The organism is Methylobacterium sp. WL6, assembly GCF_008040095.1.
Classification (GTDB): Bacteria; Pseudomonadota; Alphaproteobacteria; order Rhizobiales; family Beijerinckiaceae; genus Methylobacterium.
In genome coordinates this window covers 1-10,103 of record NZ_VRVH01000161.1, presented here as the reverse complement: position 1 = coordinate 10,103, position 10,103 = coordinate 1, and the positions used below count along the sequence as shown (strand labels likewise).

Annotated in this window: 10 protein-coding genes; 2 read left to right on the top strand and 8 right to left on the bottom strand. The window is 70.7% G+C overall.

What is annotated here, in order from left to right:
• Positions 1-128: 128 nt before the first annotated feature.
• Positions 129-965, bottom strand: a complete 837-nt coding sequence (locus FV230_RS18500) for a transglutaminase family protein (RefSeq protein WP_147843441.1) — start codon at positions 963-965, stop codon at positions 129-131.
• Between the two features lie 456 nt (positions 966-1,421).
• Between FV230_RS18500 and FV230_RS18495 the strand changes: the two genes are divergently transcribed.
• On the top strand, positions 1,422-4,079 hold the full coding sequence (locus FV230_RS18495) for a glucosidase (protein WP_147843440.1): 2,658 nt from the start codon (positions 1,422-1,424) through the stop codon (positions 4,077-4,079).
• A gap of 160 nt (positions 4,080-4,239) precedes the next feature.
• The gene (locus FV230_RS18490; protein ID WP_187275546.1) at positions 4,240-5,238 is read left to right on the top strand and encodes a helix-turn-helix transcriptional regulator; all 999 of its coding nucleotides are present in this window, start codon (positions 4,240-4,242) and stop codon (positions 5,236-5,238) included.
• A 13-nt stretch (positions 5,239-5,251) separates the two neighbouring features.
• Here FV230_RS18490 and FV230_RS18485 read toward each other — a convergent pair whose 3' ends face one another.
• From FV230_RS18485 to FV230_RS18455, 7 genes are all read right to left on the bottom strand, one after another.
• Positions 5,252-6,256, bottom strand: coding sequence for a MaoC family dehydratase (locus FV230_RS18485; protein ID WP_147843438.1), 1,005 nt, complete (start codon positions 6,254-6,256; stop codon positions 5,252-5,254).
• An 11-nt stretch (positions 6,257-6,267) separates the two neighbouring features.
• Positions 6,268-7,365 (bottom strand): redox-regulated ATPase YchF, encoded by a 1,098-nt coding sequence (gene ychF / locus FV230_RS18480; RefSeq protein ID WP_147727243.1) that lies wholly within the window; start codon positions 7,363-7,365, stop codon positions 6,268-6,270.
• An 8-nt stretch (positions 7,366-7,373) separates the two neighbouring features.
• The gene (locus tag FV230_RS18475; RefSeq protein ID WP_187275545.1) at positions 7,374-7,859 is read right to left on the bottom strand and encodes a PIN domain-containing protein; all 486 of its coding nucleotides are present in this window, start codon (positions 7,857-7,859) and stop codon (positions 7,374-7,376) included.
• A complete protein-coding gene (locus tag FV230_RS18470; RefSeq protein WP_147727245.1) occupies positions 7,849-8,082 on the bottom strand; it encodes a hypothetical protein in 234 nt (77 codons plus the stop codon). Before FV230_RS18470 ends, FV230_RS18475 begins: the two co-directional genes overlap by 11 nt.
• Positions 8,083-8,129: 47 nt before the next feature.
• Positions 8,130-8,747 carry an aminoacyl-tRNA hydrolase gene (gene pth, locus FV230_RS18465; protein WP_147843436.1) on the bottom strand — a complete coding sequence of 206 codons (618 nt, stop codon included), beginning with the start codon at positions 8,745-8,747 and terminating at the stop codon, positions 8,130-8,132.
• A gap of 116 nt (positions 8,748-8,863) precedes the next feature.
• Positions 8,864-9,556 (bottom strand): 50S ribosomal protein L25/general stress protein Ctc, encoded by a 693-nt coding sequence (locus tag FV230_RS18460; RefSeq protein ID WP_147727247.1) that lies wholly within the window; start codon positions 9,554-9,556, stop codon positions 8,864-8,866.
• 171 nt (positions 9,557-9,727) lie between these two features.
• Positions 9,728-10,103: tetraacyldisaccharide 4'-kinase (locus tag FV230_RS18455; RefSeq protein WP_147843435.1), on the bottom strand; the 376-nt coding region annotated here is incomplete at its 5' end.

Sequence of the window (10,103 nt, the reverse complement as noted above, 5' to 3'; positions counted from 1 at the left end):
GGCGGCGCGGCGGCCGGCCCGCTCGCCTGGCGGCACGGGCTCGGCGCCGACGTCCTGGAGCCGGACCAGAGACGCCGCGAGATCGGCAATTTCCTCGACCGGCTGGTCGAGACGGGTGCCGGCGCGCCTTAGGCCGCCTCGGCCATGGCGCCCGCGTCCGGCGACACCTCGTCGGTGTGCACGTCGAACTGCATCAGGTAGGCGGTGCCGAAGCTGGTGGTGAGCGCGCAGTCCGTCGCGTCGCGCCCGCGCGCCATGACGATGCGGGCGATGCGCGGCGTGTTGTGGCGGGCGTCGAACGTGTACCAGCGATCGCCGAGATAGACCTCGAACCAGGCCGAGAAATCCATCGGCGCCGGGTCCTTCGGCACGCCGATGTCGCCGAGATAGCCGGTGGCGTAGCGGGCCGGCATGTTCATGCAGCGGCACAGCGCGATCGCCAGGTGGGCGAAGTCGCGGCAGACGCCGACGCGCTGGACGTAGCCGTCATGGGCGGTGCGGGTGTTGTCGGCCAGCTGGTAGTCGAACCGCAGGTGGTTGTGGACGAAGTCGACGATCGCCTGCACGCGGGCCCAGCCCTCCGGCGTCGCGCCGAACAGCGACCAAGCGGTGGCCGAGAGCTTGTCGGTGTCGCAGTAGCGCGAGCCGAGGAGGAACGGCAGCACGTCGTCGGGCAGGTCCTGCACCGGGTGCTGGCGGGCCTGCGGCGCAAACGCGTCGGGCTCGCCGGAATCGCCGATGGTGAAGTCGGCCGACATGGTGATCCGGCCGCCCGGCGCGACGATGCGGGTGCAGACGTTGCCGAAGGCGTCGACGTGCTGCGTCGCCGGCACCGGCGGATCGAAGGCGATGACCTCGGGCGTGACGAGGTCGGCCCGGCGCTCCGGCCGCACGTTCAGCAGCAGGTTCATCGGGGTCGGGCCGAAGGTGTTGAAGGCGATGGTGAAACCGGTCTGGACGAGCATCGTAGATCCGTGGAAGCCGCGCGTGGTGTCGCAGGTAGGGTCGCAGGTAGCCGTTGAACACCGAGCCGATACGCGAGGTTCCGCAGATCAGGCGTGCTTCCGGCGCAGGTTCTGCCCAGATTAAAGGCAGTCTTCATCGCTCGAGCCGCCGACGTTGCTGCCGGTCGACAGACCTCGTCATCCGCAGACGAAGGTGTCGGCCCGGGCTCGAGCCTCGGCACGGGTCCGATCCGGCCGGCCCGCGCGCCGAAGCTCCGGTCGCCCGGGACGCGCGGTCGGCCCGATTTCCGTGCCGGCCCGCCGACTGGCTCTGATGATGCATCCGGGGCGGGGCATCGACCCATCGGCCCCTCGGGATGTCATGACCGTTCCTCCGCATTCCCCCAGGCCCGTCGGGGCGATCCTTCGCGGCGCCGGGGCCGACGCCCGCCCCGCGCCGGGCTGCGGGTCCAGCGCATGAGCGAGGCGATCGCCTGGGCGGAGCGCCGCCGCATCGCCGAGCAGGCGCGCGGCGAGCGGGCGTGGTCGCTGTGGGGGCCGTATCTCAGCGAGCGGCAATGGGGCACCGTGCGCGAGGATTACAGCCGCGACGGCAACGCGTGGCGCTCGCTCACCCACGAGGAGGCCCGCTCGCGCGCCTACCGCTGGGGCGAGGACGGGCTCGCGGGGATCTGCGACGAGCGCGGGCAGCTCTGCCTCGGGCTCGCCCTGTGGAACGGGCGCGACCGCATCCTGAAGGAACGCCTGTTCGGCCTCACCAACGAGGAGGGCAACCACGGCGAGGACGTCAAGGAGATCTACCACTACCTCGACGCGGTCCCGAGCCACGCCTACCTGAAGTTCCTCTACCGCTATCCGCAAGGGGCCTACCCCTACGAGGACCTCGTGCGCGAGGGGCTGCAGCGCAGCCGCGAGGTGCCGGAATACGAGATCGAGGAGACCGGCCTGTTCGAGGGGTCGCGCTTCTTCGACGTGACGGTGGAATACGCCAAGTCGGACGTCGACGACGTCCACGCCACGATCACCGCGACGAACCGCGGCGCGGACGCCGCCGACCTCCACCTCGTGCCGCAGCTCTGGTTCCGCAACACCTGGTCGTGGCGGAACGACGGCGCGCTGCCGCGGCCCCGGATCGCGCGCCATCCGGAGGGCGGCATCACCTGCGAGCACCCGCGGCTCGGGCGCTACCGGCTGGCCTTCGAGGGCGAGCCCGAGGTGCTGTTCTGCGAGAACGACACCAACCTGCGCCGGCACGCCGGCCAGCCGGAGGCCGAGGGCCCGTTCAAGGACGGACTCCACGCCGCGATCGTCGAGGGCGACGCCGCGGCGGTCCGCCGCGACGCCGGGACCAAGCTCGGCCTGCACTACGCGCTTCGCCTCGCGCCCGGCGAGACCCGGCGGGTGCGCCTGCGGCTCTCCGCCGGGACGCGGACGCGCCCGATCGACGCCGACGACGCCGTGCGCGACCGCCGCATCGCCGAGGCGGACGCGTTCTACGACGACCTGCAGGACGGGATCGCGGATGCGGACGCGCGCGCGATCTTCCGGCAGGCCTCCGCCGGGTTGATCTGGTCGAAGCAGCTCTACGCCTACGACGTGCGGCGCTGGCTGCAGGGCGACCCGCTCCAGCCGGTGCCGCCGCGGGAGCGCGACGGCGGCCGCAACACGCAGTGGCGCCACTTCGCCGCCTCCGACGTGCTCTCGATGCCCGACAAGTGGGAATATCCGTGGTTCGCCGCCTGGGACCTCGCCTTCCACTGCCTGCCGCTGGCGCTGCTCGACCCGGACTTCGCCAAGAAGCAGCTCCTGCTGCTGACCCGCGAATGGTACATGCACCCCAACGGCCAGCTCCCGGCCTACGAGTGGGAGTTCTCCGACACCAACCCGCCGGTCCACGCCTGGGCGACCTACCGGGTGTTCGAGATCGACCGCGACCGGCGCGGCGGCCGCGGCGACCTCGCCTTCCTCGAAGGCGTCTTCCACAAGCTGCTGATCAACTTCACCTGGTGGGTGAACCGCAAGGATGCCGGCGGCCGCAACGTGTTCCAGGGCGGCTTCCTCGGGCTCGACAACGTCGGCGTGTTCGACCGCTCGCGCCCGCCGCCGGGCTTCGGCATGGTGCACCAGGCCGACGGCACCGCCTGGATGGCGATGTACGCGCTCAACATGATGCGCATCGCCCTCGAGCTCGCGCTCCACAACGACGTCTACGAGAGCACCGCCTCGAAGTTCTTCGAGCACTTCCTCCTCATCGCCGAGGCGATGACCGACATGGGCGGCGAGGGCTTCGGCCTGTGGGACGAGGAGGACGCGTTCTACTACGACGAGGTCGACATGCCCGGCGGCGGGATGCTGCCGCTGCGCGTGCGCTCGATGGTCGGGCTCGTGCCGCTGTTCGCGGTGGAGGTGATCGAGCCCTTCGTGCTCCAGCGCCTGCCGGACTTCGCCCGGCGCCTCAACTGGCTCCTGGAGAACCGCCCGCACCTCGCCTGCCTGGTCTCGCGCTGGGACGAGGGCGGCGTCGGCGACCGAAAGCTGCTGTCGCTGCTGCGCGGCCACCGGATGAAGGCGCTGCTGCGGCGCATGCTCGACGAGGCCGAGTTCCTCTCGCCCTTCGGCGTGCGCTCGCTCTCCAAGGCGCACCGCGACCAGCCCTACGTGCTCAACGAGTTCGGCGCCTCCTTCACGGTGCGCTACGACCCGGCCGATTCGACCTCGAACATGTTCGGCGGCAACTCGAACTGGCGCGGGCCGGTGTGGATGCCGACGAACTACCTGATCATCGAGGCGCTGCGCCGCTTCCACTCCTATTACGGCACCGACTTCCTGGTGGAGTTCCCGACCGGCTCGGGCGCGATGTGCACGCTGGCCGCCATCGCCGACGCCCTTCAGGAGCGCCTGATCGGCCTGTTCGCCAAGGACGCGGAGGGCCGCCGCCCGGTCCACGGCGCGCGCGCGCCGATCCCGTCGGCCGAGGGCGCCGAGGAGGCGCTGCTGTTTCACGAGTTCTTCGACGGCGACACCGGCCGCGGGCTCGGCGCCTCGCACCAGACCGGCTGGACCGCGCTGATCGTCAACCTGCTGCACCACCGGGCGCAGCGCGGGGGTGCCTAGGGCATCGTCCAGCGGGGCGGGTCCCGGCGGGGCTTTCGCACGATGCGCTCCGCCCGGGATCCCTGCGTGGACGCCCGCGATTGGCGGACGCGGCCGCGGGATGTCATTATGGGCGACGCGATCGGGACAGGTTCGCAGGCACGGGCTTCACGTTGACGGGATGACGGGTCAGGCTTCGAACCACCGCGCCGCGTGGCTTCCGCAGAACGGATTCGCCGCCCGCATCGCTTCCGCGCGCCAGCTTCAGAGCTTCAACGACCTGAGCAGCTTCGCGATCAACTTCGACGTGCTCCGCTCGGTCAAGCCCGACATCCAGATGATCGGCAGCAAGGGCAGCACCCTGTGCTTGTGGGAAACCCGCTCGTCCAGCGGCTTCATCAGCAAGCCCAGGGTCGATTCCGACATGATGACGGTCCGGTTCATCGCGAACGGGCACATCACCTACCGCAATCATGCGGGCAGGACGCGCGGCACGCCGAAACATGCGACCCTCGTCGGCTTCGAGGAGGTCGGCGAGATCCAGGCCTCGCAGGCCTTCAACGCGATCAACGGCACGATCACGTTCGAAGCGCTCGCGGCCGCCAACGCCGCGCTGACGGGCGGACAGCACGGCGTGCCGTCCTTCGAGCCGATCGCCGATGTCTCGACGCCGGGCATGATCGCCCTGTTCCACATGATGCGGCAGGTTCAGCGCCGCGGGCAGGCGTCGGATCGCGGCGGCGACATCGCGTTTCCGCTGATCCAGGAGATCCTCAGCTATCAGCTGCTGTCCGTCTGGCCGAAGCGCGCGCGCGTGGCACCGGCCCCGGCGACGGACGCCTCCGCGTCGCGCTTCGGCATCGCTCTCGAGTTCATCGAGGCGAACCTCTCGCGGCCCATGACCCTGTCGCTCATCGCGACGGCGGCCGGGCTCAGCGTCCGCTCCCTCCAGAGCCAGTTCCGTCAACGGATGGGGCAGACGGCGATCGCGTTCATCACCGAGCGGCGGCTCGCGCGCACCCACGAGGACCTGACCTCCGCCTTCGATCCCGAGATCACGATCGCGGAGATCGCCCGGCGGTGGGGCTTCGTGCACATGAGCGACTTCGGGCAACGCTACAGGCGTGCCTATGGGCGCACGCCCTCCGAGGCACGGCGCGATGCCGGCCCGCGGGACTGACCCCGCGCCCGCCTCATGGCGCCCACTGCCAGAACACCGAGCTTTTGAACGAGAATACGGTCTCGCCGCGCTGGTTGACGCCGACGTTGTCGGCGAAGGCGAGGCCCCAGCCGGGGCGGGAGGCGGAGGCGCGCTTGTCGGTGAGCGTCGTGGCGTAGCGCACGGTGTCGCCGGCGTAGACGGGCTTCAGCCAGCGCATGTCGCGGAAACCCGGCGACGGGCCGGTGGTCGGCGCCTGCCCGCGGGCGGCGGTGTGGGCGTGGTCGCGGGCGCGGGTCGCGAGCAGCCGCTTCATGTAGGCCGCGGCCGTGTGCCAGCCCGAGGCGCACAGCCCGCCGAAATGCGTCGCCTTGGCGGCCTCGGGATCGGTGTGGAACACCTGCGGGTCGTAGGCGCGGCCGAAGGCCAGGATCGCCTCGGCCGGGAAGGCGTAGGCGCCGAGATCGCGGGTCGCGCCGATCGCCGCGTCCTTCAGGAACGGCAGGATCTCGGCGTCGTCCGGCTCGACCACCGCGGGCGGGACGCCGGTCTCGACGATCCGCGGCGGCGCCGGCTCGGCCCCGCGCCGGGCGAGCATCACGGTGAAGGCCTGGGTCATCACCGCCTCGCCGCGGCCGTTCTCCAGGGTGAGCAGGCAAGCGGCGAAGCCCCGGTCGGGCTTCGAGGTCGAGGCGCGGGTCTCGTCGACGCGCAGGGTGGCGGAGAGCGTATCGCCCGGCAGCACCGGCTTCAGCCAGCGCAGCTCGGCGATGCCGGGCGATCCGAGCGAGGAGTGCCCGCCCATCGGCCCGGCCTGCAGCAGCCGCATGCCGAGGGAGGCCGTGTGCCAGCCCGACGCGATCAGCCGCCCGGCGAAGGTCGTCTCGGCGAGCCGCTCGTCGAGATGGAACGGCTGCGCATCGAACGCGCGGGCGAAGGCGACGATGTCGTCGCGGCTCACCGTCAGCGGCGCGCCGGTGCGGACCTGGCCGGCGGCGAAATCCTCGAAGTGGAGGCCGGACGTGTCGGGGCCGGGCATGGGCGCGCGCCTCAGTTGGCGAAGCGGAAATGCAGCACGTCGCCGTCCTGCACGAGGTACTCCTTGCCCTCGAGGCGGAGCTTGCCGGCGTCCCGCGCGCCGGACTCGCCCTTCAGCGCGGTGTAGTCGGAGAACGCGATGGTCTCGGCGCGGATGAAGCCCTTCTCGAAGTCGGTGTGGATCACGCCGGCCGCCGCGGGCGCGCGGGTGCCCTTGGTGATCGTCCAGGCGCGGGCCTCCTTCGGGCCGACGGTGAAGTAGGTGATCAGCCCGAGCAGGTCGTAGCCGGCGCGGATCACCCGGTTCAGGCCGGGCTCGGCCAGCCCCACCGCCTCGAGGTAGTCGCCCTGGTCGGCGGCCGGCATCACCGCGATCTCGCTCTCGATCTTTGCCGAGACCACCACCGCCTGGGCGCCCTCCGCCGCCGCGCGCTCCTGCACCGCCTTCGAGTAGGCGTTGCCCTTGTCGGCGTCGCCCTCGTCGACGTTGCAGACGTAGAGCACGGGCTTGGCCGTCATCAGGCCGAGCTGCTGGAACAGGCGCTCCTCCTCGGGCTTGCGCGCGACCATGCGGGCGGGCTTGCCCTCGCGCAGGTACGGCAGGGCGCGGTTGACGAGGTCCAGGAATTCCTTGGCCTCCTTGTCGGCGCCGCGGGCCCGCTTCTCCAGGGCGAAGACGCGCTTCTCCAGGCTGTCGAGGTCGGCCAGCATCAGCTCGGTCTCGATCGTCTCGATGTCGGCGCCCGGGTCGACCTTGCCCTCGACATGGGTGACGTCGCCGTCGTCGAAGCAGCGCACCACGTGGGCGATCGCGTCGCATTCGCGGATGTTGGCGAGGAACTGGTTGCCGAGCCCTTCGCCCTTCGAGGCGCCGCGCACGAGGCCGGCGATGTCGACGAAGGTCAGCCGCGTCGGGATGATCTCCTTCGAGGCGGCGATCTTCGCCAGGTCGTCGAGCCGCGGGTCGGGCACCGCCACGTCGCCGACGTTGGGCTCGATGGTGCAGAACGGATAGTTGGCGGCCTGCGCCGCCGCCGTCTGCGTCAGCGCGTTGAAGAGGGTCGACTTGCCGACGTTCGGCAGGCCGACGATGCCGCATTTGAAGCCCATGATATTCCTCAAGAGTCCATCAGGATCGTCTCGGGTGAAACCCGGAACGGATTGATGATCGTCGTTCCCTCGACCTCGCGGCCGTGTTGATAATCCTCGGAGAGCAGGAACCGGCAACCCGATCGGATCGCCGCCCCGAGGATCACGCAGTCCCACCATTGAAAACCGGTCCGCTCGCGCAACGACCATGCATCGGCGATCAGATCGAGATCCGTCGCACCGGAGGACCAGCCTTCCAGCGCGAGCGTCGTACGGCGCGCCTCCTCCGGCGCGATTCGAAGCTTTCCCCGCAGGAGGACGGCGTGAATCTCACCGAGAACCTGCGGACCGACGACGATCGAACCTCGTTTCGCCAACGCCGCGAGCCAGCGCAAGGCTTCGGCCTGCTTCTCCGGAAATCGGTCGTCCCGGGCATACAGGAACACGTTCGTGTCGACGAACACGCGCGGGTCGACGATCGCGGATCCGGCAGCGAAGGCCGGATCACTCGTCACGATAGCGCTCGTTCCTCGGCGGCGCCTTCCCGTTCTCGTCCAGAACGTGGAGCGGCGGCCCGGCGAGGAACCGCTCCAAAGCCTCCGTCTGGGTCGTCGGATGCCCGATCCGACGTTCGACGGTCTCGCTGATGAACTTCGACAGGCTCTTGCCCTCCGTCGCGGCGGCGATTCGCGCGCGACGGAGCACCGCCTCGTCCATCGTCACGGTCACGTTCTTCATCGGACGGCCTCCAACGGCCTTCGATATCGTGTCCTCGTGTTTTCGTGTCAATTTTTGGCGGCCTTCTCGCCCGGCCGCTTCACGTCGGCCCAGCCGCGGCCGACCATGGCGAGGTGGACCTTGTTCTGGAAGCTCTCGTTCTCGTTGGCCGCCAGCAGGGCCACCTCGTCGGCGATCGCCCGGCACAGGTCCTCGACCCACGGCTCCTCGGACTTCGCGAAGTCGTTGAGCACGTAGGCGTGCACCAGGGCCTTGTCGCCGGGATGGCCGATGCCGAGGCGCACCCGGCGATAGTCGTTGCCGCACTGGGCGGTGATCGAGCGCAGGCCGTTGTGCCCGGCATTCCCGCCGCCGAGCTTCACCCGGATCTTGGCCGCGGCGAGATCGAGCTCGTCGTGCAGGACGATCACGTCCGACAGCGCGATCTTGTAGAAGCGCTGCGCCTCCGAGACCGAGCGGCCGGACTCGTTCATGAAGGTCTGCGGCTTCAGCAGGATCGCGCGCTCGGCCCCGAACGACACCTCGGCCGCCTCCCCCTGGAAGCGGCGCCGGAACGGGCTCGCCCGGTGGACCCGGGCGATCTCGTCCACCGCGAGGAACCCGATGTTGTGACGGTTGCGGGCGTAGGCTTTGCCCGGATTGCCCAGGCCCACGATGAGCCGCATGACGACTGTCTCCGACCTTCCCGAAACGACGATGCCCCGGCCTCGCGGCCGGGGCATCGTCTCGAAGCCGCGCCGCCGCGGGGCGGCGGCGCGGGAGGATCGCGCCCGCGAAGGGCTCAGTCCTCCTTCTTCTCCTCGGTGGCCTCGGCCTCTTCGGCCTCGGCTTCGACCTTCTCGGCCTCGGCTTCCGCCGACTGCGCCTCGGCGATCGCGGCCTCCTCGGCCTCGACCTCGGCGCCGAGCACGGTCGGCGGCACGACGTTGGCGATCGGGTCGGCGGCCTCGCCGGTGTAGGTGACGCCGGCCGGCAGGGTGACGTCGGAGACGTGGATCACGTCGCCGATCTGGCGGCCGGTGAGGTCGATCTCGATCCCGTCGGGGATCTGGTCGGGGGCGACCTCGACGGCCAGGGTGTGCAGCGAGATGTTGAGCGTGCCGCCCTGCTGCTTGATGCCGGGGGCCGCGTCCTCGTTGTGGAAGTGCACCGGCACCTCGACGGTGACGGTCTGGCCGGCGACGACGCGCAGGAAGTCGACGTGCATCGGCACGCCGCTGACCGGGTCGAGCTGGAAGTCGCGCGGGATCGCGCGGGTCTTCTTGCCGCCGGCGTTGATCTCGAACAGCGTGGTCTTGAAGCCGCCGGCGTAGATCAGGGTGCGGGTGCGGATGAGGTCGATGGCGATCGACTGCGGCGGCTGGCCGCCACCGTACACGACGGCGGGAACCTGGCCCTGGCGACGAACGGCCCGGGCGGCCCCCTTGCCGACCCGGTCGCGTGCCACGGCCTCAAGCGTCTTGACTGCGCTCATGGCGTGATCCTTCGATTGATGAATGGTCGGGGAAACGACGAAGGCCGCCCGAGACGGACGGCCGAACCGAAACCCCACGCGCCCGTGCCTCCAAGGGTGTCTGGCGGGCGTGGAGCGCCTATAGCGGGGTTGGGCCCCGATGGCAACGCGGAGGGCGGATCGTCCGGCGGCTCACGGCCCGATCCGGAGCCCGGACAGCACCCGCGCCCGCACGCCGTCCGGATCGGCGAAGGCCAGGCGCACCGGCAGCACCCGCACCCGCGCGGCGAAGGCTTCGGGCAGGCGGACGTGGTCCTTCTCGGTGGTGGCCAATTCCGCGCCGAGGCGGTCGGCCTCCGCTGCGAGCCGCGCGAGGTCGGCGTCGCGGTAGGGATGGTGGTCGGGGAAGCTGCGGGTCGCGGCGATCTCGGCGCCGGCCTCGCGCAGCGACGCGAAGACCTTCTCGGGACGGCCGATGCCGGCGAAGGCCAGCACGCGGCGGCCGGCGACCGCGGCGCCCTCGGGGACCAGGCGGGCGCGAAGGACCGGCAGGCCGCGCGCCAGGGCC

Bases quoted from the DNA above. Each gene is read 5' to 3' on its own strand.
- FV230_RS18500 (WP_147843441.1), bottom strand. From the start codon at position 965: ATGCTCGTCCAGACCGGTTTCACCATCGCCTTCAACACCTTCGGCCCG.
- FV230_RS18495 (WP_147843440.1), top strand. From the start codon at position 1,422: ATGAGCGAGGCGATCGCCTGGGCGGAGCGCCGCCGCATCGCCGAGCAG.
- FV230_RS18490 (WP_187275546.1), top strand. From the start codon at position 4,240: ATGACGGGTCAGGCTTCGAACCACCGCGCCGCGTGGCTTCCGCAGAAC.
- FV230_RS18485 (WP_147843438.1), bottom strand. From the start codon at position 6,256: ATGCCCGGCCCCGACACGTCCGGCCTCCACTTCGAGGATTTCGCCGCC.
- ychF (WP_147727243.1), bottom strand. From the start codon at position 7,365: ATGGGCTTCAAATGCGGCATCGTCGGCCTGCCGAACGTCGGCAAGTCG.
- FV230_RS18470 (WP_147727245.1), bottom strand. From the start codon at position 8,082: ATGAAGAACGTGACCGTGACGATGGACGAGGCGGTGCTCCGTCGCGCG.
- pth (WP_147843436.1), bottom strand. From the start codon at position 8,747: ATGCGGCTCATCGTGGGCCTGGGCAATCCGGGCAAAGCCTACGCCCGC.
- FV230_RS18460 (WP_147727247.1), bottom strand. From the start codon at position 9,556: ATGAGCGCAGTCAAGACGCTTGAGGCCGTGGCACGCGACCGGGTCGGC.